A 25,615-nucleotide genomic window follows, 5' to 3' on the forward strand; every position below is an offset into this window, starting at 1 on the left:
TTGCTCATTTTGCTTTTTTATAGTGTGTGCTCACTCAAAATTTACGTTGGCGCTTTGTTTTGTTCAGTTTTCAAAGAGCAATTTCGTTGTCGTTTACTTCGTAAGCGACTTATACATCTTATCATGTTTTCGTTTAAGTTGTCAACATGTTTTTTTGATGTTTTTTTATTTCGTAAAGCTTCGTTGAAGCTGCGAAAGCTGATGTCCCGCAGCGACATGTATTAATATAACACCTATATTATTATTGGTCAATACTAAAAATGATTTTTTAGTATATTTTTTTAAACTTTATAAAATCGGTGATAAACATCGTGCCCTTTGGTCTCGACTATAATGGTATCCACTACTTTCTTTTCAATTAAGTATTCTAAAAGAACGCCTAGATCGATTGAATAATAACTTAGTTCTGGATGCTCCATTAACTCCGCTATGGTCCAAGACCCTTCTCTAGCATTCATTATTTCCAGTAGGTGTTGAGAACCGGCATTGGTACGGGAATAAATAAGGAACTCACTAGCTAGAAAAAGAAGCTCCAACCTTTTCTCCAGGGTTTCTTCACTGCTAATCAGTTCTTCGTACAACTTATATATTTCAGGTTCCATATGCTTCACTTGATTCCAAACCGTCACCTCTGGATGAAAACCTTGTTCTATTATTTCCAATCGAGCTAGATGATGTAGCGAGTGAACAATATGGTTATAGGCATCCAGGTAATGGCCATTCTCAAAAAAGTCTTTTCCATCCCTATACCTACGAATTAACTTTGAAAATTCCATTCCCATCTTCAGCTTTCTTCCATAGAAGGGAAACTCACGGATTTCGGTTTTTAAATGCTCCAGGTATTCATTTCGGTCGAATAAAATCTTCCCATTATAAATCCAATCCACGACTTTACGATTCGACCCTAATAAAATCCATTCCTTGACTTGCTCTTCTTTCACAACATGTAAAGCCGCTTTCTTATCCTGATAGGTATAGTGCTTTAAAAATACAGGTTCCTCTGCATCATCCACGATGACAAATAGGACATAATCAAACGTATCAGTGATGGGGCTTTTGTGCTCCCTTTTTTCTATTAACAAAATCCCTAATGTGGACTTCAAACTTGCTCGCTCTTGATAAATCGGGCGAAGGATATCTTCCATTATAAATTCCTCCAAAACCATTTTTCTTTTTACATTCGACAATTCTCTTCAAAAATCCTGTTTTCTGAACCTAGATGTTCTTTCCTATTTTTCCGATGGTCCACCATAAGTCATTTGTATCCTTTATTTCTTTTTTGTTCCAACCTTAGTTTATGTTATAGTTAAAGTTATATTTTAGGAGGGTCTAACATGGCTAAATATTCTAGCAAAATCAATAAAATCCGTACGTTTGCTTTAAGTTTGATCTTCGTTGGCTTTATCGTGATGTATATCGGTCTATTCTTTAAGTCGCACCCTATCGTCATGACGCTCTTCATGGGTCTTGGACTTCTATTCATTATCGCAAGCACGGGCGTTTACTTTTGGATTGGGATGCTGTCCACAAAGTCGGTACAGGTTATCTGCCCGAACTGCGGGAAGCCTACGAAAATATTAGGTAGGGTCGATATATGTATGCATTGCAATGAAACGCTGACCCTTGATAAAAAGCTGGAAGGCGAAGAGTTCGACGAAAAATATAATCGCAAAAGCCTGAACGACTGAATGGAATGGATTTTAGTTACAGTGCTTTTGCAACAAAAAAAGTTCCAACCAAGTGGCGGAACTTTTTTTAATGCGCTTCTTTCTTTGCACAATCCGTGCATTCCCCATAGATTTCCATCCGATGGTGACTTACGTTGAATCCGGTGACCTGTGCTGCAAAGTGTTCGACCTCATCCAATGCAGGATAATCGAAGTCGACGATTTTACCACAGCTTTCGCAGATAACATGATAATGATTCGTTGTTACGAAATCAAATCTAGCTGACGAATCGCCATAGGTAAGCTCTTTGACCAATCCCACTTCACGAAACACACGCAGGTTGTTATAAACCGTAGCCACACTCATATTCGGAAACTTGCCTTCTAACGCTTTATAAATATCATCAGCAGTAGGATGCGACATGGAGTCTATCAAATACTCAAGAATTGCATGGCGTTGAGGAGTTATTCTTACACCGGTATCTTTAAGGGAATCCAACGCTTCTTTCAACTGAACTTCAGACACCGTCATCCACCTCTTTTTCTAATTAAGTATGAATTATTACATTGTAATGTTTATAAATAGTGTACTCCCCATAAGCAAGCTTTGTCAATATATCTACACCCTTAGTTTATTCCTCATTCATTTAATTATTTCCTGTTTTTCTAGTTGGTCCTAGTATCCCTTTTTAGGGTCGATGATATTAATGAAATCCTTTCCGTCTTTTAGGTAGACTTTCATGTTTTCTTCAAAGATTGCAAAGGTCCTTGGTAAATATTCGCCGCTTTTGCTTGATAGGTGCGGGGTTACCGTGACCTGCTCCATTTTCCAGAATGGGTGGCCCTTCACTAGCGGTTCAGGTTCGAATACATCCAGTATCACATGAGCGAGTTCATGCTCCTGCATGGCCTCTATGAGCACGTCTTCCTTGAACAGATCTCCCCGTCCTATATTCACGAAGACGGCTGTACGTTTCATTGCTTTAAAATGTTCTTTCTTTAACAAATCCTTCGTTTCATCCGTACTAGGCAAGACGCTTACGATATAATCCGCTTTGGGCAATGCTTTCTCAAGCTCCGTAAGGGCGTATAGATGATCGATGTGTTCGACGGCTTTCCCACTACGATTCACTCCGAGGGTCGTCATTCTAAAAGCCTTGGCAAGACGTGCCACTTCCCCTCCAATTGCCCCCGTTCCTAGGATCAGCATCGTTTTTCCATTCAACTCGCCTACTTCTATCTTCCGGTCCCAGATTTCTCCCGCTTCATTCTCAATTAGTTGTTTTAATTTCTTTTCATACTGTAAAAGCATGCCGATTGTATATTCAGCCATCGGGATTTTATGGATGCCCCTAGCGTTGGTCACCATGATTCCGCGTTTCTCAATGGCGGCAAAAGGCATTAACTCCAATCCGGCACTCATGACCATGATCCATTTCACGTTCACTGCCTCTTCAATGATTTCATCGGTTAAATCTTCTCCATATGTAATAAGAACTTCGGCTTCTTGGAGCTTTTCATCCGCCCAAGTTTCTTGATACATGAATGTCAAATCGGGAAATGCTTGTGCCATCTTCTTTTGAATGTCTTCATTCGGAATGATTGTTGAAAATACTAACATGATTATCTCTCCTTTTCTTTACATAAAAAAACACGGGCACTGAATGTCCCGCGCAACTTTCTATGAGGAGGTATTCCCTTACTAAATCATATTCAGGGGTCCTCTATTTGAGTTGGACAAACGCCTCTCCCTATTAAAAAGGGCTTTATTTTAATTGATTTGGATTCAATTCGCATAATTCCCGTGGCACGAATAAACCGTCCTTACGAACCAGTATATCATCAAAGTAGATCGCTCCGCCGCCATATTCGGGTCGCTGGATCAAGACCATGTCCCAATGAGACGATGATTGATTTCCATTATCGGCCTCTTGGTAAGCTTGACCAGTGGCAAGATGGAGGCTGCCGCTAATCTTCTCATCGAATAGGATATCACCCATCGGTTCCATGATATACGGATTGATTCCCAGGGCGAATTCCCCGATGTACCGGGACCCTTCATCCATATCGAGCAAACGATTCATTTGGTCCGACTGATTGGAAGAAGCTTTCATGATTTTTCCCTTTTTAAATGTAAGGGTTATCCCATCAAATACCTCTCCTTGATAGGCGGAAGCAGTATTGAAGGAAATCGTGCCATTGACACTGTCTTTTACCGGTGCCGTGAACACTTCACCATCTGGAAGATTGTTTTTACCAGCGCAAATGACAGCGGGGATATTTTTAATGGAAAAAGCCAAGTCAGTCCCCGGCGATATGATCCGGACTTGATCCGTTTGATCCATCCAATCCTTTAGAGGCTTCATGGACTTTTCCATTTTGTGATAATCCAGTGTGCACACGTTTAACAAGAAATCTTCATACTGTTCAAGGCTCATGCCGGATTTTTTTGCAGAACCGATGGTCGGATAATTCAGTAACACCCAGCGCCGGTTATTGACGAAGAACATGGTGGACGTTTTCATGGCATCCTCCTGAAGGCGATATCTCTCATGAGGGACACTCACTCCTCGCCCTTCGTTTCCATCGCCCGATATGATGATGACTGCATCCACATCTTCGTATTTCTTATAATTCCATTTCGATAAGGTATCGAGCTGTTCCTTAACATTCCCTTTTAGCAGATGACTGGTAATTTCGTCATCTTCAAGTTCCGCATAAGGATAGGCCCCCATTCTATAGGCTTCGTCAATCAGTTCCTTCAATAGGGCCTTTGCTGCAACAGGCCCACGGATCAAGACTCGCTCTTTCGCCTGCAGCCTCAGTGAATGATGAATCAGCTGCTTGGCAAGCTTGATAAGTCGCTCATCCTTCATTAGCCTGTACCTTATTTTTCTAGGTCACGAAGAGTTTCCAACGCTTCTTCGACGTGGCCCTTTACTTTGACTTTACGCCATTCTTTAACGATCGTTCCTTCCTTATCAATCAGGAAAGTCGAACGCTCAATGCCCATGTATTCCTTACCGAAGTTCTTTTTCAATTTCCATACGCCATATAATTCAGCGGCTTCTTGCTTTTCATCAGCAAGCAACAGGAAAGGCAACCCATGTTTTTCAATGAATTTTTCATGACGTGTTACCGGGTCCGGGCTAATGCCTATGATGACAGCATCAAGCTCTTCGAATTGTTCATTAGCATCACGGAAATCACAAGCCTCCGTCGTGCAACCGGGTGTCATGTCTTTTGGGTAAAAATATAATACAACGTGTTTACCCTTGAATCCTGATAGGGTAACTTGTTCTCCGTTGTTTGCTGGTAATTGAAAGTCTGGTGCTTTTTCTCCAATTTCGACCGTCATTCTAAACCCTCCATTTCTTTCATCATGGTAAGCGTACCCAATAATTGAAAGAAACACAACTTTCATTTCTTGTTCTTTCTTTCCTTCTGTTCAAAATCGATGACAGCCCTGATCACAAATGCCGCAGGAAGCGTATAGCCAATGAATGCTTGGATTGTCGCGATCATCCGGCCAATGCCGATTGGGGAGATATCCCCATATCCGACGGAGAACATCGTCATCGCACTAAAATAAAATGAGGTCTTCAGCTGCTCGGAAAAGGTCCCATCCAAGCGATTGCCCATATCAAGAATCACCGAATGATTCTGAAGCTCGTATAATAAATAAATCAGTGCAAAACCGACTAATAATGTCGCATATAAATTGCCGAGCCACAGCATATCTTCAAGAGAAAACTTCTTTGCCTCCGACTCAGAAAGAAATAAGGTCCGAATGCTCATCACCATGCAAAAGATAATCCCCACAATCAAAATATAAAAGGTCATCCCCCACGCCTCATTTCAAAAACAACCCACTTCCCTTATACATACTCTTTTCCGAGTCAATATATGCTCGTTTTAGGGGTCAGACCCTATTTCCCAGCTACTGCACCATCTAGGAAACATAGATACAGCATGGGTTCTTGTGCCATATGGTGGGGGTCAGACCCCATTTCCCGACTTTTTCCTTGTTGACCCATTTGGTTGGGGTATGCTAAGATGGGTTAAGTTTTTATAATATTTTGTAAATTTCAGCGTCCGTGTTTATGCGGTCGGAGTTTTTTGTGAATTTCATATGTGGAGATAGGTTCCTAAGCTTTTAGGATTAAAAGGGAAGTCCGGTGTAATTCCGGCACGGTCCCGCCACTGTAATGGGAATGTATAGCGCTTTTGTTTGATGCCACTGGTCCTTTTGGATTGGGAAGGCTTTTAGTGCTAAGTAAGAGTTCCCTGAGTCAGGAGACCTGCCTATTTCGACAACACTGTTTTAACCTACGGGAGATAGGGAGGTGTTAGGGACCTTATAATGATAAGGGGTATTTTCGTGCCCCTTTATTTTAAGCATTTCTAACTTTCTCTTTTGACGGTTAGGGATGCTTTTTTGTTGTTATTTCATTAAAAGGAGATGGATGTGTTGAAAAGTAGTAATATAGGGTACCCACGAATCGGTGAGGATCGTGAATGGAAACGTACATTAGAGGCCTATTGGGCTGGAACATTAAATGAAACGGAATTCATGGCGCAATTGGAAGCGATCCGTTTAGGCAATTTGCAAAAACAAAGAGATCAAGGCATCGATATCATCCCGGTCAACGACTTTACGTTATATGATCAAATGCTCGATATGTCCGTCATGTTCGGCCTGGTGCCAGAACGCTATTCGGCTTATAAAGGTCGCATGGTCCCCCTTTCCGTTTATTATTCAATGGCCCGTGGGAACAAGGATGAAGTCGCTTCCGAAATGACGAAATGGTTCAATACAAATTATCACTATATCGTTCCAGAGCTAAAACAGTCCCAGCTTACGTTGACAGAAAACAAGCCGCTTGCCGCTTACCGCGAAGCCAAGGAAAAACTAGGAATCGATACGAAACCGGTTATAGTCGGACCTTACACATTCATTTCTTTGTCAAAGGGCTATGAAAAAAGTGATCTTCCGGCCATCATCCTGAGCCTGTTGCCTTTATACACAAAAATTTTGCGAGAGCTGGAACAAGAAGGCGTGAAGTGGGTGCAGATCGATGAACCTTCCCTTGTTTCTTCCCTTTCCAAAGACGAGATGAAAACTGTTACATACCTGTATGAAAAATTGAACGAAGCTGTCCCCAACCTGAACATCATGCTGCAAACATACTTTGATGCTGTAGAACACTACCAAGAAGTGATCGACTTGCCCGTTCAAGGAATCGGCCTTGATTTGGTCCATGACAAAGGAAAAAATCTCAGCAATCTTCAAACAGTCGGTTTCCCGCAAGATAAAATACTTGGGGCCGGTGTGATTGACGGGAAAAACATTTGGCTTTCTGACTTGACGAAAAAAATCAAGTTGGTCGAGTCCATTACGAAACACGTAGCCGAAGATCGAATTTGGCTTCAACCTTCCTGCTCCCTGCTACATGTTCCAGTGACGGTTCGAAACGAGACAGAACTAGCTAGCGAAGTGAAAGAAGCCCTTGCCTTTGCTGATGAGAAACTAGAAGAAATCACACTTTTGGTCAGAGGAAACAACGAAGGTCCAGAATCAATCGAAGAAAAGGTGACGGCAAACAAAGCTGCATGGCAGACCTTAAATAATTCAAAGGCCAGAAACCATAAAGACGTTCAATCCGCTGTCGAACAGGCGAAGCAGCAATCCCATGGCCGTACCCTGCCATTTAAACAGCGCTATCAAAAACAACAGGCGTATTTCAACCTGCCCTTCCTTCCAACCACGACAATTGGAAGCTTTCCGCAGACCGCGGAAGTTAAACAGGCCCGCGGGAAATTCAAACGCGGTGAATGGACGGCTGATCAATATGAAGCATTCGTGAACGAGGAGATTGGCAGATGGATTGATATCCAGGAAGAAATCGGATTGGACGTCCTTGTGCACGGGGAGTTTGAACGAACCGATATGGTCGAGTTTTTCGGCCATAAATTGGGCGGCTTCGTCTTCCTTGAAAAAGGCTGGGTTCAATCATACGGCTCCCGCTGTGTCAAACCTCCCGTTATCTATGGAGATGTCCATTTCATCGATCCGATGACGGTCAAAGAAAGTGTGTATGCACAAGCCTTGACGAAAAAAACGGTGAAGGGAATGCTGACCGGTCCTGTTACGATTCTGAACTGGTCGTTCGTCCGTGACGATATTTCACGGGAAAATATCTGCTATCAATTGGCATTGGCCTTGAAACAAGAAGTAGAGGCACTGGAATCAGCAGGGATCAAAATGATCCAAGTCGATGAACCAGCCCTGCGTGAAGGCCTTCCATTGAAAAAAAGCGACCGTGATGAGTACTTAAACTGGGCGGTCCATTCATTCCTGATTTCCACTTCGAGCGTCGAAGACACAACACAAATTCACACCCATATGTGCTATTGTGATTTCAATAGCTTCATGGATGTCATCTCTTCCCTGGACGCTGATGTGATTTCCATTGAAACGTCCCGCAGCCACGGCGAGCTCGCTTCCGCATTCGAGGAGAAAACATATGAAAAAGGAATCGGCCTTGGTGTGTATGATATTCATAGCCCTCGCGTTCCTGCAGTGGAAGAAATGGTCGATATGATCGAACGTGGCATCAAGGTACTGGATAAAGACCAATTTTGGATTAACCCTGACTGTGGCCTGAAAACAAGGGGCGTTCCAGAAACCGTCGCTTCACTGAAAAATATGGTCGAAGCCGCAACGGTTGTCCGGAATAAGCTATTGGTCCAACAGGAAAATGACTGATTTAACAACAGGCATTCCCGTTCAACAGTCACGGACGTTTTTAACGGACCTCGTTTTTCCACCTGATACGAACCATCACAATACCATCTTTGGTGGAAAAGTGATGGCGTATGTGGATAAAATCGCCTGCATTGCAGCGATGCGCCACTGCCGGAAACCGGTCGTAACCGCTTCAAGCGACTCCTTTGACTTCCTGGCCCCCATTAAGACCGGGGATGCTATCAATTTGGAAGCCTATGTCACCTGTGCCCATCGAACGTCAATGGAGGTATTCGTAAAAGTAGAACGGGAGAACCTGTTGACTGGCGAAAAGCAACTCACCGCCCGCGCTTTTTTAACGATGCTTGCGATAGACGAAGATGGAAAGCCTATACCGGTTCCACAGGTCCAACCGGAAACGGAAGAAGAAAAGCGGCAGTACGTCCAAGCACAAGCTAGATATCTCGAGAGAAAAAACAAACGCATATAAGCAAAAAATCCCTTCAACAAAATTGTTGAAGGGATTTTTTTTAGTTTCCTGCTCCGCGGTACCTTTTCACACCCTGATTCCAAATGAAGATTGAGATCATGAAAAAGACGACCCCTATAACAGGTGTGGCGAATGCATACGCGTACCACTCTTCTTTTCTAAGAAAATAGGAAGCGGGATACACACCGACAAAGGCAAACGGCAGCACCCAAGTCAGAACAAAGCGGATGACCTTATTATAAATATCAACCGGATAGCGCCCGTAGTTCCCGATGTTATACATCATCGGCATGATGGACGTTTTGGCATCAGACCAGAAGCCGATGCTTGCAATCGCAACAAAGATGGCGGCATACGCGAGTGCCCCGCCGATTGCAAAGATGATGAAGAGAATCGGGTCATACCAAGTTAGTTCCAGGTTTAACGAAACACCGGAATAGAAGATGATGATCAAACCGGTCACGACACCAAATAATGATTCAAGCTCAATCCGCTCTAAGATGACTTGAAACAGGCTGTGAATCGGCCTTGTTAAAATCCGGTCCATCTCCCCTTTGACGATGTAGCGATCGTTGAAATCCCAGATGTTGAAAAAGGATGAAAATAACGCAAACGGGATAAGGAAAAAACCGTATATGAATATGATTTCATCCCGGCTCCACCCACTTAGGAACTCCGTATGTCCGAAGACCACTAAGATAAACACCAGATTCACGACTTGGTTCAACAAATCAGAAAGAATCTCGATGACGAAATCAGCCCGGTACTGCAATCTCGTTTTCATATATTGACTCACATATTGAAAAAACATTGATACGTAGAACATCCCATCAACCTCCCTGAATAATCAGCTGTTTTTTTGCGACTATCCATAAAACCTGGATGGGGATAACGAGAATGATGACCCAGATCAATTGCTGTAAAAGAGCCATGCCGATGTCTCCCGTTCCGTATCCATTTGTGAAAATCATACTCGGGACATAGCTGATTCCTTGAAACGGCAGAAACTTCATGATGTCCTGTGCCCAGATTGGATAAAAGCTGATAGGCAATAACAAGCCTGAAAACAAATCAACAATGACACGTTTTGCCCGGATCAATCCAGCATTATTATATAAGAAAAATGTCGTGATTCCCGTTAGCAAATTGATTTGCGTATTGATGATGAAGCTGAATAACAGGGAAATTCCGAAAAGCCCCCATGTTGCCGGTTCATTTGGCAAATGGATGGGGAAAATGATGGCGACGAGCAGCATACCTGGTATGGAGAAGAAAAAGAAACGGAAAATCCCCTCACCCAGGCCTTGCATCGTCTTCATTCCTAAGTAGTTATAAGGTCGAATCATCTCGATTGCGACCTTGCCGTCCTTGATCTCATCGGCAATCTCACGGTCAATATTATTGAAATAAAAGGCACGCGCCATCCAGGCAACCGCCACATAGGTGGTCATCTGCATGCTGGATAGCCCTTCAATGGAACTTTTTTCTCCATATATCGCATTCCACAAGAAATAATAAGCACCAATATTGATGCTATAAATTAAAATACCGGTATAATAATCGGTTCGATACGCAAGCATCATCAAAAAACGCATGCGAATCATCGCAAGATACTTTCCCATGGTCCTCTCCCTTCTTGGTAGACACACTTTTTCTGAAAGAGTCAGACCGTGCCTTCTTCATAAATATTACGAACAATCTCTTCGATGGACGTTTCATGGATTTTGACGTCCTTGATTTTAAAATGTGAAACGACAGCGGCGACAAGTTGTGAAATATGATCACTTTCCTCTTTTAACACGGCTATGTATGCATGATTCTTTTCATCGTGCTCCCAATTGACGTGAAAGGATAACGGTAAGGATTGCAGTTCATTCAGTTCGACAGGTTCGATGAATTGGAAGTGGACCTGTTTTTCCTCTGCCCAATTATCTTTCAGGCTTTGCAATTCCCCATCATAAATGATTTGACCTTCATCAAGCATGATCACCCGCTCGCACAAGGCCTCGATATCCCCCAAGTCATGCGTGGTCAGAAGGATGGTCGTGTTGTATCTTTCATTGATTTCCTTCAGAAACTCACGGATTTTCATTTTCACTAACACGTCAAGACCGATCGTCGGCTCATCCAGGAAAAGCAACGGTGGATTGTGTATCAAGGCAGCAGCCAGTTCACAACGCATCCGCTGGCCAAGGGACAGCTTACGCACCGGCTTATCGAGTAACGGCCCGATATCCAACGTCTTGATTACATGTGCCATATGATCGTTATATTGTTCATCAGACACCTTATATACTTTTTTCAGCAGCCGAAAGGATTCCTGGACGGCGATATCCCACCAAAGCTGCGATCGTTGCCCGAAGACGACCCCGATGGTCTGGGTGAACTTTTCCCGTTCTTTATGCGGATTCATGCCATTGACCATGATATCACCGGACGTCGGCTCCAAAATCCCCGTCAGCATCTTGATCGTCGTCGACTTGCCTGCCCCATTTTCCCCGATATACGCTACCATCTCACCCTTTTTTACAGTAAAATTGATATCGTTGACAGCAGGCACGATTTTATAATTTCTTGTAAGTAAGTCGCGGAAGGCCCCTTTTAATCCGGAACGGCTTGAAACCGACTTGAATTCCTTCCGTAATTGATTAACCTGAATTGCATTGCTCATTATGTTATTTTCCTCCATATTCCTTGTCCTAATCAAATAGTTTAGCCAACCTCAGCTTTTTAAACAATAAAAATGCCTGGATTCAGGATATCCTGGGTTGGGCGAATTTCGACGATGTATGTATTACCTATAAAAAGGAGACTAATCGCTATGAATATAAAAAAGTTATTGCTCACGCAAATCGAAAAAATCGTACTGGAATTACGGTATGATTTCTTGTACGAGGACGAATACGACCAACTATTGTGCCAGATCGTCCAAAGGGATTCGTCCGGGTCCATCGAAAATACCCCACTAAGCTTTCATTTACATATTAATGAAGAAAAAGGAACAGGACACGTAACCTACTACCAGGCCCAAGGCGAAATCAAACGCCAAACCTTCAACATCGAAAACCCAAGCACCATCCTAGATATAATGTCCTTCATAAGTGAAACTTTGGGGTCAGACCCCATTTCCCAAACGAAATAATTCATCCAAAAAGCTGTACCATCAAGGGTTCCAGCTCTTTGGATTGGGGGTCAGACCCTATTTCCCAGCTCTTTATAGGAGACTAGTTCGATGTCACGCGCGGCTATGGCTTTTTGGATCAATGGGTCTGTCAGGACGGCCATTTCCTTTACACGTGGCAGGGCGTAGGAACTTCCGTTTAGTATCGATTCGTCTATATACCCGGGATGGCACATGATTTCGACTGTCTCGGAAGTTAGACTTGTATCCAAGATATCAACTAAATGGCCTGTCGTCAGGTCCAATCCAAAGAAATCCGTTATCAATTTCTCTGTCCTTTTCACCTCTTGATAACCATGAAGTGCCCCATCCAATTTCCGAACCGGCAAGCTATGCGTTTTCGCTATCTTTTCAACGATGGGATAAACCTTCTCCAAGCCGTGAACATGGTGATGGCTATCAATGTGAGTCGGTTTCAGCCCCAATGATAGGAATCTCTCCATCTGGCTGTTCAATTCTTTTTCTATATCCGCAGGTTCAGCAAACTTATGCATATCGTTGCGTCGATGAAACGCGCCATCCTCCCTCACCAGCGAAGGAACATCGCTTCTCACTGGATAGCCGCAGGTCAAAACCAAGTGAATCCCCACGCCAAGATTCGGATTTTCCTTAGCCAGCGCTGCCGCATGCTCGGCACCCGGCATATTGGCCATCAAAGTTGCCGACGTCACGACACCATTCTGAAAACATTCAATAATCCCCAAATTAATTCCCTTACAATACCCAAAATCATCTGCATTAATAATCAACTTCGTCATCCTTATCCCCCTCCCATTTCCCGTACCTACTACTATGAATATACCAGACCATGGGGGTCAGACCCTATTTCCCAAACAAAATAAAAAGCATGGAAGCTTGGTATATATGGGTTTCGGTCAGCTTGTTTGGGGGTCAGGCCCCATTTCCCAGGGATTTTAAAGTGGAAAAGTGCTATGATTAGGAGTGATTATGTTTGTATTTTTAGGAGGTTTTTAGATTGGATTTTACTAATTCGGAAATTATACATAAAGAGGCGTTGGAGCATATCGTCGGTGGGGTTAATAGTCCTTCCCGTTCTTATAAAGCCGTGGGCGGCGGTTCGCCGGTGGCCATGGATCATGCCAAAGGAGCTTATTTCTGGGATGTTGATGGCAACAAGTATATCGATTATTTGGCGGCATACGGCCCGATCATCACAGGTCATGCACACCCCCATATCACAAAGGCGATCACAAAGGCTGCAGAAACAGGTGTTTTATACGGTACGCCTACAAAGCATGAAGTCACCTTTGCCAAAATGTTAAAAGAGGCGATGCCTGGCCTTGATAAAGTCCGTTTCACCAATTCTGGTACGGAATCCGTCATGTCCACCATCCGCGTAGCCCGCGCTTACACGGGTCGCGATAAAATCATCAAGTTTGCCGGCTGCTATCACGGTCACTCCGACCTTGTGTTGGTTGCTGCAGGTTCTGGTCCATCCACACTTGGAACACCGGATTCCGCTGGTGTCCCTAAAAGCATTGCACAGGAAGTCATCACGGTTCCTTTCAATGATATCGAGCCATTCAAAGAGGCACTGAAAAAATGGGGCAACGAAATTGCCGGTGTCCTGGTCGAGCCGATCGTCGGCAACTTCGGCATCGTCGAACCGCACCCTGGATTCCTGGAAGACGTGATTTCCTTATCTCATGAAGCTGGAGCACTCGTCATCTTTGATGAAGTCATCACTGCATTCCGCTTCATGTACGGTGGGGCTCAGGACTTACTTGGCGTTCAACCCGATTTAACCGCTCTTGGAAAAATCATCGGTGGGGGTCTTCCAATCGGTGCTTACGGCGGCAAAAAAGAAATCATGGATACGGTCGCACCATTAGGACCTGCATATCAAGCAGGAACGATGGCCGGAAACCCTGCTTCCATGCTATCCGGGATCGCTTGCTTGGAAGTGTTGAAGGAAGAAGGCGTTTACGACGAGCTTGATCGCTTAGGGAAGCTCCTTGAAGACGGCATCCTTAAAGCCGCTCGTCAATATAATGTACCTATTACCATCAACCGCCTAAAAGGTGCTTTGACGATCTATTTCACTACAGAAACAATCGAAAACTACGAGCAAGCTGAAAATACGGACGGCGAAATGTTCGGTAAATTCTTCAAGCTGATGCTTAATCAAGGAATCAACTTGGCACCATCCAAATATGAAGCCTGGTTCTTGACAACGGCCCATACGGATGAAGATATCGCTTATACTTTAAAAGCGGTTGAACATGCATTCAAGAACTTGATTTAAGCTGGACAAAAGAATAAATATGCACCAACCATTCAACCCCAAGATGGATATCCATCTTGGGGTTTTCTCATATCAGCTAAATAAAACTTTCAAATTGGCTTTCACGGAGTTTTTTCTAAATAACACACTCTTCCACCCTATCCAATATACTGTATAAAAAATTGATTTCTGAATATTTAAATGATATGATACCAATACATTTATATCCATTTATTCTATTTTATATCATTCAATTAAAAAGCTTGAACAGTTGTTTAAGTTTACCAATATGAACGTTTCATAAAATCAAAAGCCACAGGGGGTGAACGGCAGCAAATAAGGGTTATCCTTATTGACGCCAAACATATGAATCAACAATGGACACCTGCTACATTCAAAGAATTCTATAGAGAAGAACATGATGCCTGCGGTATCGTAGCCCGTATCGAAAAAAAGAAAATCCCCACCAATGAGAACATTTTCGCATGCATCGATGCACTGGTTAAGATGAATCACCGTTGCGGATTCATCAATGGCGAAGGCGATGGCGCCGGTATCCATATTGATATTCCACGTGCTCTTTGGAAAAAGAAACTTGAAAAGGAAAACATCGATTCCGGCATCGTCGATCAAGATGATTTCATAGTCGGTCACCTATTTTTAAGCAGAAAAACAGATGCAGGCAAATTAAAAACCGAAGTCAAAGAAAAGTTGCAGAAACGTGGGCTATCGCTCGTTTTTGAAACGGATAAAGCATACCGCTCTGAAGCTTTGGGCCCGATTGCCATCCAAGAAGATCCTGTGTTCTGGCAAATTGCCTGTTCATCCACGACTAACAATCAACAGGAACTCACCAACATCCTTTTCGAGTTGACGTCCGACATCGAAAATAGTGATTACATCCATGTCGCTTCCTTAAGCCAGCATCATGCCATCTACAAAGTAATGGGTGCCGGAGATACACTCCCTGCCTACTATCATGATCTTGCCGACCCCCTTGCAGCCTCAACTATGACACTGGGTCATAACCGTTTTTCCACCAATACTCTATCAAGTTTTTTCCGTGTGCAGCCATTCAGTGTTCTAGGGCACAACGGCGAAATCAATACCATTGCCAAATTACGTGATGAAGCCAAAATGATCGGGGTTCCGATTGCTAAAGACGGAAGTGATTCCCAGGATTTGAATAAAACGATTGAAACATTCATCTGCCGTCACGGCTACTCTTTATTCGAGGCAATCGACCTGGTTTTTCCGCCAATCATCAACGAGATCAAGGAATACCCTGAGCATTTGCAGAACCTTTATACGTATCTAAGGGAAGCATGGGGGCATTTTGCACAAGGCCCAGCTGGAGTCATCTCCCGATTCGGAGATGAAGCCGTATTCTCCGTAGACTCGTTAGGCCTACGTCCGCTTTGGAATATCGAGACGGCTTCTTCCTATATGTTCACTTCCGAGCCTGGGATCATCCCCTCTTCAGAATATACGGGAGACCCAAGACCGATGGGACCAGGGGAAAAGGTCGGGTTAAAATGGAATGGCGACCTTATTGAACTATATAACTATAAAGAATATCAAGGGAAAGTGTATGAGCGCTTCAATGAACGTTTTGTTCTTTCCGATGACCTCGTTCGCCTGCAGCCACCAATTTTCGAGAAGGTGATCACCATGACGCAGCCACAGGCCATTCATAACGGACAATATAAGGCATTCGGTTGGGAAAGGGAGCACGTTCAATTAGTCGAGCAGATGGCTGAAAAAGGTGCAGAACCCATCCGTTCATTGGGTCATGACGCACCGCTTGCCGCCCTTAATCCACAGCGGACCAACCTGTCGGATTTCATTAAGGAAAGTGTCGCCGTCGTAACCAATCCAGCCATCGACCGGGACCGGGAAACCGAGCACTTTTCCACGAGAACCATTATTGGAAGACGTCCTTCTTTATTTGAAGCAAAGAAGGCCGGTCACGTTACCGAACTTCTGACACCTTTATTAATCGAGGGACTGACAGGGTATGAATGCTCCTCCACCCTTTCACAACCAAGCTATGATCAATTTGTCCGTCACAAGCAGGATCAAAAACTGGCACATTTCATTTCAAGCACGTTTACGGAAAAGGAGAGTATCCCTGAAGCGTTAAAAAGGATAACGGATGAAGCCGTAAAATCGGTCGATGCCGGGAAAACGCTGCTCATCCTCGATGATGCCCTTGCTCATCAAAACGGGAACCTATGGCTTGACCCTCATCTTGTCACGTCAGCTGTCGATCAAGCATTGGTCAATTCCGGCAAGCGCCGCGATTGCTCGATCCTGTTACGTTCTGCATCCCTAAGGTCACTGCATGATATCATCGTTGCCTATGGCCTCGGTGCCAACTTGATCAGTCCCTATTTCATGTTCCTTTCACTATCTTCCGGGGACCTGAAAGGCGTTATGAATCTATATAACTCGTTGACTAAAGGACTGGAAAAAGTGATCTCCACCATCGGGATTCATGAATTGCGCGGCTATGGCCGGCTATTCTCAAGCATTGGGTTACATGAGGAGATTGCCTCTTATTTGAATGTGGCCAATTTCTTCGGAGCAAACCATTTAGACTATGATTTTGACAAAATCAAAGAGGATAGCATCCAGCGTTCATTAGATTATGATAATGAAAAAGAACGGATGGGTAAAACCTTTCATCTATTCCCGCGGATTTGGAAATCCATCGGCGAAGTCGCTTCCACGGGAAATTATGACGCCTATCGTGAAAAGATCACGGAGCAAGAAGAATCAAACCCGACGACAATCCGTCACCTGACATCACTTAAGTTGTCAGACACACCTGTCCCAGCCGAAGATGTCAGTCTATCCATTGGCGATCAGGAGTTGCCTTTCGTCATCGCCTCCATGTCATTCGGTTCGCAAAATGAAATAGCTTTCCGAGCGTACGCAGAAGCGGCAGACCGTTTGGGCATGATCAGTATGAATGGCGAAGGCGGAGAAATTAAGGATATGCTCGGAAAATACCCGAAATCACGTGGGCAGCAGATTGCTTCCGGAAGATTCGGTGTCAACGCCGAACTCTTGAACTCTTCCAATCTCTTGGAAATTAAGATTGGGCAAGGGGCAAAACCTGGTGAAGGCGGACATCTTCCCGGTTCGAAGGTTACGGCAAAAATTGCGGAAGCACGGAATGCGACGATCGGTTCTGACTTGATCTCCCCTTCCAATAACCATGATATATATTCGATTGAAGATTTGGCCCAAATGATCCATGAGCTGAAAACGGCCAACGACAAAGCCAAGGTGGCCGTCAAGGTACCGGTTGTGCCCAATATCGGAACGATTGCCGTCGGCGTTGCCAAAGCCGGTGCCGATATCATCACGCTTTCCGGCTTTGATGGCGGAACGGGTGCAGCACGGATTCATGCCCTTGAACATGTAGGTCTGCCTGTCGAAATCGGCGTAAAAGCCGCCCATAATGCGTTGCTTGAATCCGGGATTCGGCAAAACATCGAAATCTGGGCTGACGGTGGATTGAAAAGCTCGATGGATATCCTGAAATTGATGTTGCTCGGGGCCAACCGCGTTGGTTTCGGTACCCTATCGATGATTGCCGTTGGCTGTACAACATGCCGCGGTTGTCACCTGGATACATGCCATGTCGGGATTGCCACTCAAATCGAATCGGAAGCACAGGCAAAAGAACATGGATTGCGACGCTTTGTTCCTCGAAAATTTGATTTGGCGGTTCAAGGATTGACGAATATGTTCACGGCATTCGGCCAGGAGCTCAAAACCCTGACTGGATCACTGGGTGTGAAGAACCTTCAGGATATCGTCGGCCGCTCTGATTTGCTTGAGCAAGTGAAAGGCCAACAATTGCTGGATCTGACCTATTTATTAAAGAACCTTGATATCACGCCATTCTCCAATAGGGAAAAAGAAGCTTATTTGAATGAAAGTTCCCTACAGGTGGCGGTGGGAGCGGAATATCTCGATTCACATGTTGAAGAATTACAGCAATCACGCAGTTATAGTGGCATCACTTCCGAGCAACGGGTCCTTGGTAGCCGTGTTTCGTGTCACCGCGTCCGTAACAGATTGGATGGTTCGTATAAGAATCTGCCTCCCGTTCATCTTTCCTATCAGGATGGTTCCATCCCTGGTAATGGCCTTGGTGCCTATAACACCGAGGGAATCACCATTAGCGTAAATGGAGGAGCCCAGGATGGAATCGGCAAAACGTCAATCGGTGGGAATATCGCCATTTTCAAATCACAGGGCAAAGATGGCAACCTTTACAATGGCTCTGTCGGTAAAGGTTTCGGGTATGGGGCACAGCACGGACTCCTTATCGCCCAAGGTGATGCCGATGCAAGGGCGGGAATCCGGCTTTCAGGTGCCGACATGATTATCGGTGGCCTAGTGAAAAAGCCGATTCCAGAAAATGAACATGGCAATATTGCGGTAACCTCGAACATCAAGGGATTTGCATTTGAGTATATGACAAATGGCAGAGGATTGGTTCTAGGGGATCCGGGTCCATGGATTTGTGCAGGCATGACCGGCGGTGTCGTTTATTTAAGGCTTCAGCCGGAAGTCGGCCTAACGAAAGAAGTTATCCAAAGAAGGATTGCGAAGGGTGCGAAAGTGTCGATTGAATCCCTTTCCAAAAAAGGACTTCAGGACGTGAATGAGCTCCTTGGCAAATACGTTGCCCTTTTAAAAGAGCAAGGGCAAGAAGAGGAAGCAGCCTCTCTTGGGGCCTTGCTCCATAATCCGGGAAACCACTTCCTTCAAGTTGTTCCCGTTAAGGAACAAGCAGATCCATCTGTATCAACCGAGTGATGATAAAAAAGCTAATGTCTTTTTACAGGACATTAGCTTTTTTCCATCTTTGTAACTCCCCAAGCAAGGGGAAAAAAGCACCTCATTTACATATGTCATAAAATCTTCATTTTTTCCCTTCCGTAAAAAGCTTATAATTACTTTTACGGCTGCTTCGCTCCATTACTTTTTGTTTACAACATTAAAAATTAGTGTAAAGTACTAACATATAAGTTAGAATACAACTTTACGAATATCCTGTATAAAGAAAGAGCTTCTTATCAGGAACAATAACATCACAAAGAAAGGATTTACCTATATATGAAGTTTGGTGCCCGCATTCTCAAAACAGGAATAGCGATTGTTTTAGCGCTTTATATTTCGGAACTGCTTAATCTTCCTGCTCCTGTCCTTTCTGGGATTGCTGCTATTTTTGCCATCCAGCCAACCATCTATCGTTCTTATCAGACGGTGCTGGAACAAATTCAAGGAAATATCATCGGTGCCTTAGTCGCCATTTCCTTCGTTTTATTGTTTGGTAATGATATTTTCATTATCGGATTGGCCGTAATGGTAGTCATTACGATAAATCTGAAATTGAAAATGGATAAGACGATCGTACTTTCCATCGTGACGGTTATTGCCATTATGGAAAGCCAAGAAGGAGAATTTTTAAACTTTGCATTTGTGCGTCTTTCATCCGTCTTACTTGGGATTATTGCTTCATTTATTGTCAATCTCGTTTTCATCCCGCCAAAGTATGAGGCAAAGCTATATACGCGCATAACCGATGTGACAGAAGATATTTTGAAATGGATCCGAATAAGCACTAGGCATGCTACAGAACATACCTTATTGAAAAAGGATATTAGCAGATTAAAAGAAGATTTGCTTGATTTAGAGCATATCTATTCCATGTATAAAGAAGAACGTGAATATTTCAAAAAGAAAAGTGTAGCTAAATCAAGGAAGCTTGTCGTTTATCGTCAAATGATCATCACGACGAAAAAGGCGTTTGAGACCTTGAGAAGGATTCATAAATTCGAGAATGAAATCTATCATATGCCTGAAGACTTCCAGAAGACGATTTTACATCATCTTGATTCCCTCATACGTAAGCATGAGCAGCTGATTTTATTGCATATCGAAAAAATCAAAAACATTGAGGAAATCGATGATTGGGATCAGGGTTCCCTCAGCCGCAAAGACCTTCTTGCCCTCTTCTTTGAGCAACAAAACGAAGTCGACGAAATGCATGATGACCTCGGGCATCTTTCCGCCCGCCTTGTTCCATTGATTTCTTACATCATTGAGTATGACGAACAATTGGAGCATCTCGAAAAGCTGATTGTCAGCTTCCAATCCTTCCATAAAGATGAGAATGAAGTGTCTATCCAATATGAAGAAGATTAATAGAGAGACGGTTCACTAGATAACCGTCTCTTCTTTTATGTTGGGCTCCCAATATTTCCTCTTCAATATATGCGAATAGTCTAACTATATAGAAAATATCATTCCCCATTGACATTTATTCACAAACGAATTAAGCTAAGATAACTCAACAATAATGTTTAAACTCAGCACTTGCTGAGAGACGGAATTTTAAAAGGATTTCCTTTTTTCGTTCGTCACTTGCCATCTAGGCAGGTGGCGATTTTTATTTTTTAGGGGTGAAAAAACATGCAACTTTTGAAGTATTCTATAATGGTTTTAATTGGTTCCATCTCATACGGCACATTATCCACCATGATGAAATTCGGATTCAAGGATGGTCATTCTTCCGGGGACCTAGTCGGCAGTCAATATTTGATTGGATGGCTGATCGTCGCCGTTTTGTTCCTTTTTTCGTTTAAATATAAAATTCCTTGGAAAAATGCCGGTTTGCTTGCCATTACTGGGATGATGTCCGCTTTTGTCGGAAAAGCCTACGCGGTGGCTGTTGCGGAGCTTCCGGCTTCCATTGCCGTAGTATTTTTATTTCAGTTCACCTGGATTGGTGTCCTTATTGAAAGCATCATAAACAAAAGACGTCCAGATCGAAGCAAGGTCCTGGCCATCTGCTTGCTCTTTATCGGGACATTATTTGCAGGTGCCATCTTTGGCCAGCCTCTCTCTGCCCTTAGTTTGACGGGGGTATTATTCGGGCTTCTGTCTGCCTTGCTCTTTGCTCTTTACATGTTCTGCAACTCTAAGTTCGCCGTTGAAGAGCCCTCGATGAAACGTTTGTTTTTCATTGCGACAGGTGCCATGCTGACTGCGGTATTCACAACCAATCCGGTAACGCTTGCCACCAATCTTGTCGAAACCAACCTTTGGCAATTCGGTCTATTGCTCGGTACACTTGGTGTTGTGGTTCCCTTCTTTTTCTTTGCCGTCAGTATGCCGAAAGTCGGCGTCGGCCTGGGGACGATCCTATGTGCCGCAGAATTGCCTTCCGCGATGGTCGTTTCCGTCATCTTCCTTGGAGAAGGCGTAACATCCCTTCAATGGTTTGGAATGTTCTTGATTATCGTCGGAATCGCCTTGCCGGAGTATTTAAAGTATTTGTTGAAAAAGACTCATACCAAGAAAAAGCCTTTGCACGAAAAAAGGGTTTCTTAATGTAACATTCATACGAAAAAAAGAGAAGGATAGCTGAAGCAACTATTATTTGCCTCAGCTATCCTTTTTGCCGTTTCAGTATAATGCCTTGATGGATAATAATAGACATATACATGCTAACGTAAAGAAAAGAACCGAAATTTTGAGATTCTTTCTCATATTAAATCCGTAGGCACTAAAGAAGATGGCAGCGGCTAATTTGGCAAAACCTTTGAAATAAGCATGATCTGAAAAAAGAGTACTGCTAAAAACAACGGAAATCACCAAAGTTACAAAGATTAGAATTTTAAACCACAATGGCTCTCTCAGGAAATGTCTAACCATAAATTTTATCCGCTGCATGATTGTATAACTCCCCTTCGATACTCTTTATTAACTAATTGTATGGTATTTTTCACAAGTTTATTAGAATACTCTGCCTCGAAATTCATCTGCATCCTATGTATTCCAAAATGATCAAAAAGACCATCCCGCAACAGCGAGATGATCTTTTTTTGATGTCAGTTATCCAATTGCTGCACCTGAAAGAGTTTATAATAATTACCTTGTTTTTGCATGAGTTCTTCGTGTGAGCCGATTTCAGTTATTTCCCCGTTATCGATATGGACAATTCGATCGGCATGCGTGATGGTGGAGAGACGGTGCGCCACGATGATCGTGGTTCGGTCCTTCGCCAATATATCAAGGGCTTCTTGAATATTATGTTCACTTTCCAGGTCAAGGGCCGATGTTGCTTCATCCAGGACAAGAATCGGTGGGTTTTTTAGAAAGACCCTGGCGATGGCTACCCGTTGCTTTTGGCCACCTGAAAGTTTCACGCCCCGCTCGCCCACTTTCGTATCATAGCCTTCTTTCAATCCCATAATGAATTCATGGGCATTGGCTGCTTTGGCGGCTGCAAATACCTCTTCGTCAGTGGCGTCGGGTTTCCCCATCAGGATATTGGCCTTCACAGATTCACTGAATAAGATGTTATCTTGCAGCACCATCCCGATTTTATCGCGCAAGCTTCGAACTTGATAGTTTCGGATATCGGTTCCGTCCAGTAAAACGGCCCCTTCCGTGACATCATAGAACCGGGAAATCAAACTGACGATGGAGGATTTTCCCCCACCACTCATGCCGACCAGTGCAATGGTTTCGCCAGGCAACACATCCAGGTTGATATGTTTTAGAACAGGTGCCTCCTTCTCGTCATAAGCAAACGAGACATCCTTGAAGGTGATCCGTCCGTCCACATGTTTCAGTTCTTTTGAATCCGGAGCATCATCGATATCGTACTTCTCATCCACGAACTCGAATACCCGGTCCATGGAAGCCAATGTTTGGGTCATCGTCGTCGATGAATTGACTACGCGACGTAGAGGATTATAAAGCCTGTCTATGAACCCGACGAAGGCGACCATCGTTCCGAGTGTCAGCTGCCCCTGTATGACTTGATATCCGGCAAAGCCAATCACCAGTAATGGGGCAATGTCCGTAATCGTATTCACGACGGCAAACGATTTTGCATTCCAGCTTGTATGCTTGAGTGCCTTATCGAGGAAATTTTTATTCTGCTTCGCAAACAGTTCCTGCTCGCGGTCTTCTATCGCAAAACTTTTGATGACAGACATCCCCGAGACACGCTCGTGAAGATGACTCTGCACATCGGCCAGAGCTTGTGACCGTACTCTCGTATAGATCCTAAGCTTGCCGAAGAAATGCTTGATTGAAAACGCATAAAAAGGCAGCATGAGAATCGAGACGATCGTCAGCTTCACATCCATCGTAAACATGATCACAATGACAATGGCGATGGTGGCGATATCGAGCCAAAGGTTCATCAGGCCCGTAATCACGAAATTCTTCGTTTGCTCGACATCTGTGATCATCCTTGAGATGACCTCGCCCACCCTCGTATTGGAATAATATTTAAAACTTAATTTTTGCACATGAGTGAATAAATTATTGCGAATATCATATAAAATCTTCGTTCCGGTCCATTGGGCAAAATACTGTCGGTAATATTCAATTGGAGGCCTTATTGCCACGAAAATGAATACCATGATGCCCATCGCCCACAGGAGGTGTTCGGTTTTCTCTTCCGTTGTCAGATTTCCATTAATGATGTCATCCACAACATATTTACTTAATAAAGGAATCAACAGTGGAATTCCGAATTTTAACAGACCTATGAAGACTGTCCCGATAATCTGCCATTTATATGGCTTAACGAATTGCATATATCTCTTAATGCTGCCCACGGGGTCCCTCCATTTTCATCTATTTTCTCTTCTTACTATACCCTATTAGCCTTGATCGACCGACCATCTGCAAAAGAAAAAGCCTGCAATGTTAGCAGCAGGCCATCTCACTGTTATCGATACGTTAAAAAACGTTCATACCAACTATCAATGAATTCCGCTGAGAATGGTCCCTTTCTCTGGCGAATCATATATATTAGATAGTCTACATTCTGCTTTAAAATTTTATCGATAGCTTCAGGATAATTCATTTCTTTCGAATGTCTTTCATATTCATCCTCATCCAGCAAATTAAACGTCATATCTGGGAATACTTTGATGTCCAGGTCATAATCAATGTATTTCAGTGCTTCGGGATCGTATGTGAACGGAGAACTGATATTACAGTAGTAATACACCCCGTCCTCTCTCAACATGCCAATCACATTAAACCAATACTTTGAATGAAAGTAACAAATCGCCGGTTCCCTTGTGATCCAGGTCCTACCATCAGATTCCGTCACGATCGTTCGGTCATTGGCCGCAATCACCAAGTTTTGAGTTCCCTTCAAGACGGTGGTTTCTTCCCAGATACGATGGATATGTCCATTATGTTTATAGCTTTGGATTTGGATTTTTCCTCCTTCAGCAGGAACAATCCCCATTTATCTCTCCCTACTTTCTATAGACACCTTCAACGTACTGTGCCCTATTCCGTTACAATCGTGTGGATTCGTTTATATACATTTTTCCATTTACCCTATATTCCTATATTATAGCGATTTATTCGGAAATTTAAAACAAAAGAGGCTAATCTACAGTAAAAATGTGTAAAAAGATTAAAAAAAGCAATCTTTTTCCTCATTCTCATCTGAAAATTAGCCAATGTTTTTATTGAACTGCCGCTTGTTCCTGTTGATAACATCGAATGACATCCTCCGTTTGCCGCTCGAACGTTTCATGAATCGTCTTCAATTCCATTTTTCTATGTTGAATTTCCTCTTGAACGGTGACCGCTTTATCTTCTTCCTGATTCGCAAGGAATTTTTTCTCTATATCTTGATATCTTTCGATTTCGGATTGTACATATAAAAGTCGTTCCATCGTTTTCAACTGGGCGTTAATGAGCCGGTTAAATTCCTCCATATTTGCACCATCCTACATCTGTATTTTTCCCATAGTATGTATATTCTATTTATTTACAGTATTTCCTTTTACATTTAATTTAAAACTTATCCCTTCTCTAAATTTTAACAAAATCCCCTTTCATCTATTCGTCTGGGCAGGCAAGATTAAAACGGGACCAAGGGCGCCAAGCGTGAAGTGGAACTAACATCAATTTAAGGTATAGGTTTTCCATGGCAAATGATCACAATAAAAAGGCACCCTTCATAAGAAGGATGCCTGGTCGTGGTTGGAGTTCAATTACCCTTGGCTTTTTTTGCTTTGGGATTTTTGATTTTGTTGTTTCACATCTTGTACATTTGTTTCACTCGCAAACTCTGTACCGTATTGGCCTTGGCCTTGTTGAGATTGCGCGTTTTGTTTTTTAACTTGTTGAATGTCAGTACCTGATTGTGTTTTGTTTTTGTAATTAGCCATTGATATCACCTCCACGGTAATAAGGTATCCATCATCAC

General features: G+C 43.4%; 22 protein-coding genes and 1 riboswitch. Of the genes, 8 read left to right on the plus strand and 14 right to left on the minus strand.

Annotated elements, in window-relative coordinates; all coding sequences use genetic code 11:
- Nucleotides 1–281: 281 nt before the first annotated feature.
- Nucleotides 282–1,145, minus strand: a complete 864-nt coding sequence (locus tag ACIQXQ_RS18005; RefSeq protein WP_402959283.1) for a nucleotidyltransferase-like protein — start codon at nt 1,143–1,145, stop codon at nt 282–284.
- 189 nt (nt 1,146–1,334) lie between these two features.
- Here ACIQXQ_RS18005 and ACIQXQ_RS18010 point away from each other — a divergent pair, with 189 nt between their 5' ends.
- Complete coding sequence (locus tag ACIQXQ_RS18010) at nt 1,335–1,688, plus strand: YgzB family protein (protein WP_402871365.1); 354 nt, start codon at nt 1,335–1,337, stop codon at nt 1,686–1,688.
- Nucleotides 1,689–1,755: 67 nt separating this feature from the next.
- Here ACIQXQ_RS18010 and perR read toward each other — a convergent pair whose 3' ends face one another.
- The 5 genes from perR to ACIQXQ_RS18035 form a co-directional block, all read right to left on the minus strand.
- Nucleotides 1,756–2,199: a peroxide-responsive transcriptional repressor PerR gene (gene perR, locus ACIQXQ_RS18015; RefSeq protein WP_402871367.1), complete on the minus strand. Its 444-nt coding sequence runs from the start codon at nt 2,197–2,199 to the stop codon at nt 1,756–1,758.
- A gap of 144 nt (nt 2,200–2,343) precedes the next feature.
- Nucleotides 2,344–3,288 carry a D-2-hydroxyacid dehydrogenase gene (locus tag ACIQXQ_RS18020; protein WP_402959285.1) on the minus strand — a complete coding sequence of 315 codons (945 nt, stop codon included), beginning with the start codon at nt 3,286–3,288 and terminating at the stop codon, nt 2,344–2,346.
- 145 nt (nt 3,289–3,433) lie between these two features.
- Nucleotides 3,434–4,543: an aminopeptidase gene (locus tag ACIQXQ_RS18025; RefSeq protein WP_402959288.1), complete on the minus strand. Its 1,110-nt coding sequence runs from the start codon at nt 4,541–4,543 to the stop codon at nt 3,434–3,436.
- A gap of 11 nt (nt 4,544–4,554) precedes the next feature.
- A complete protein-coding gene (bcp, locus tag ACIQXQ_RS18030) occupies nt 4,555–5,025 on the minus strand; it encodes a thioredoxin-dependent thiol peroxidase (RefSeq protein ID WP_402871374.1) in 471 nt (156 codons plus the stop codon).
- Between the two features lie 62 nt (nt 5,026–5,087).
- Complete coding sequence (locus ACIQXQ_RS18035; protein ID WP_402871377.1) at nt 5,088–5,510, minus strand: potassium channel family protein; 423 nt, start codon at nt 5,508–5,510, stop codon at nt 5,088–5,090.
- Nucleotides 5,511–5,792: 282 nt separating this feature from the next.
- Nucleotides 5,793–5,990, plus strand: a riboswitch (cobalamin riboswitch).
- A gap of 139 nt (nt 5,991–6,129) precedes the next feature.
- Between ACIQXQ_RS18035 and metE the strand changes: the two genes are divergently transcribed.
- Complete coding sequence (metE, locus tag ACIQXQ_RS18040) at nt 6,130–8,436, plus strand: 5-methyltetrahydropteroyltriglutamate--homocysteine S-methyltransferase (RefSeq protein ID WP_402959290.1); 2,307 nt, start codon at nt 6,130–6,132, stop codon at nt 8,434–8,436.
- Nucleotides 8,429–8,905, plus strand: coding sequence for an acyl-CoA thioesterase (locus ACIQXQ_RS18045; protein WP_402871382.1), 477 nt, complete (start codon nt 8,429–8,431; stop codon nt 8,903–8,905). Before metE ends, ACIQXQ_RS18045 begins: the two co-directional genes overlap by 8 nt.
- A 40-nt stretch (nt 8,906–8,945) precedes the next feature.
- Here the strand turns inward: ACIQXQ_RS18045 and ACIQXQ_RS18050 are convergent, their stop codons facing one another.
- Genes ACIQXQ_RS18050 through ACIQXQ_RS18060 form a run of 3 tightly spaced genes read right to left on the minus strand, consistent with a single transcriptional unit; the run spans nt 8,946 to nt 11,576 of the window.
- Nucleotides 8,946–9,731 carry an ABC transporter permease gene (locus tag ACIQXQ_RS18050; RefSeq protein WP_402871385.1) on the minus strand — a complete coding sequence of 262 codons (786 nt, stop codon included), beginning with the start codon at nt 9,729–9,731 and terminating at the stop codon, nt 8,946–8,948.
- A gap of 4 nt (nt 9,732–9,735) precedes the next feature.
- A complete protein-coding gene (locus ACIQXQ_RS18055) occupies nt 9,736–10,527 on the minus strand; it encodes an ABC transporter permease (RefSeq protein WP_402871388.1) in 792 nt (263 codons plus the stop codon).
- Between the two features lie 41 nt (nt 10,528–10,568).
- Nucleotides 10,569–11,576 carry an ABC transporter ATP-binding protein gene (locus ACIQXQ_RS18060; RefSeq protein ID WP_402959292.1) on the minus strand — a complete coding sequence of 336 codons (1,008 nt, stop codon included), beginning with the start codon at nt 11,574–11,576 and terminating at the stop codon, nt 10,569–10,571.
- 150 nt (nt 11,577–11,726) lie between these two features.
- Here ACIQXQ_RS18060 and ACIQXQ_RS18065 point away from each other — a divergent pair, with 150 nt between their 5' ends.
- Nucleotides 11,727–12,047 (plus strand): hypothetical protein, encoded by a 321-nt coding sequence (locus ACIQXQ_RS18065; RefSeq protein ID WP_402959294.1) that lies wholly within the window; start codon nt 11,727–11,729, stop codon nt 12,045–12,047.
- A 50-nt stretch (nt 12,048–12,097) separates the two neighbouring features.
- On the opposite strand, the gene chbG is transcribed toward ACIQXQ_RS18065, so the two are convergent.
- Nucleotides 12,098–12,844, minus strand: a complete 747-nt coding sequence (gene chbG, locus ACIQXQ_RS18070; RefSeq protein ID WP_402959296.1) for a chitin disaccharide deacetylase — start codon at nt 12,842–12,844, stop codon at nt 12,098–12,100.
- 218 nt (nt 12,845–13,062) lie between these two features.
- Between chbG and ACIQXQ_RS18075 the strand changes: the two genes are divergently transcribed.
- The 4 genes from ACIQXQ_RS18075 to ACIQXQ_RS18090 all read left to right on the plus strand — a co-directional run bounded on the left by ACIQXQ_RS18075 (nt 13,063) and on the right by ACIQXQ_RS18090 (nt 21,750).
- On the plus strand, nt 13,063–14,352 hold the full coding sequence (locus ACIQXQ_RS18075) for a glutamate-1-semialdehyde 2,1-aminomutase (RefSeq protein WP_402959298.1): 1,290 nt from the start codon (nt 13,063–13,065) through the stop codon (nt 14,350–14,352).
- A 345-nt stretch (nt 14,353–14,697) separates the two neighbouring features.
- Complete coding sequence (locus ACIQXQ_RS18080) at nt 14,698–19,170, plus strand: glutamate synthase-related protein (RefSeq protein WP_402959300.1); 4,473 nt, start codon at nt 14,698–14,700, stop codon at nt 19,168–19,170.
- A 300-nt stretch (nt 19,171–19,470) separates the two neighbouring features.
- Entirely contained in the window at nt 19,471–20,562 is a 1,092-nt protein-coding gene (locus ACIQXQ_RS18085; RefSeq protein ID WP_402871399.1) for an FUSC family protein, read from the plus strand.
- A gap of 267 nt (nt 20,563–20,829) precedes the next feature.
- Nucleotides 20,830–21,750, plus strand: a complete 921-nt coding sequence (locus ACIQXQ_RS18090) for an EamA family transporter (protein ID WP_402959302.1) — start codon at nt 20,830–20,832, stop codon at nt 21,748–21,750.
- 500 nt (nt 21,751–22,250) lie between these two features.
- Here ACIQXQ_RS18090 and ACIQXQ_RS18095 read toward each other — a convergent pair whose 3' ends face one another.
- The 4 genes from ACIQXQ_RS18095 to ACIQXQ_RS18110 all read right to left on the minus strand — a co-directional run bounded on the left by ACIQXQ_RS18095 (nt 22,251) and on the right by ACIQXQ_RS18110 (nt 25,577).
- Complete coding sequence (locus ACIQXQ_RS18095; RefSeq protein WP_402871405.1) at nt 22,251–23,996, minus strand: ABC transporter ATP-binding protein; 1,746 nt, start codon at nt 23,994–23,996, stop codon at nt 22,251–22,253.
- Nucleotides 23,997–24,109: 113 nt separating this feature from the next.
- Nucleotides 24,110–24,640, minus strand: a complete 531-nt coding sequence (gene ntdP, locus ACIQXQ_RS18100; RefSeq protein WP_402871408.1) for a nucleoside tri-diphosphate phosphatase — start codon at nt 24,638–24,640, stop codon at nt 24,110–24,112.
- 226 nt (nt 24,641–24,866) lie between these two features.
- Nucleotides 24,867–25,121 carry a YgaB family protein gene (locus ACIQXQ_RS18105; protein WP_402871412.1) on the minus strand — a complete coding sequence of 85 codons (255 nt, stop codon included), beginning with the start codon at nt 25,119–25,121 and terminating at the stop codon, nt 24,867–24,869.
- A gap of 279 nt (nt 25,122–25,400) precedes the next feature.
- Nucleotides 25,401–25,577, minus strand: a complete 177-nt coding sequence (locus ACIQXQ_RS18110) for a gamma-type small acid-soluble spore protein (protein ID WP_402871417.1) — start codon at nt 25,575–25,577, stop codon at nt 25,401–25,403.
- Nucleotides 25,578–25,615: the final 38 nt, after the last annotated feature.

The sequence above is a fragment of the Peribacillus sp. NPDC097198 genome, from assembly GCF_044762055.1.
Taxonomy (GTDB): domain Bacteria; phylum Bacillota; class Bacilli; order Bacillales; family DSM-1321; genus Peribacillus.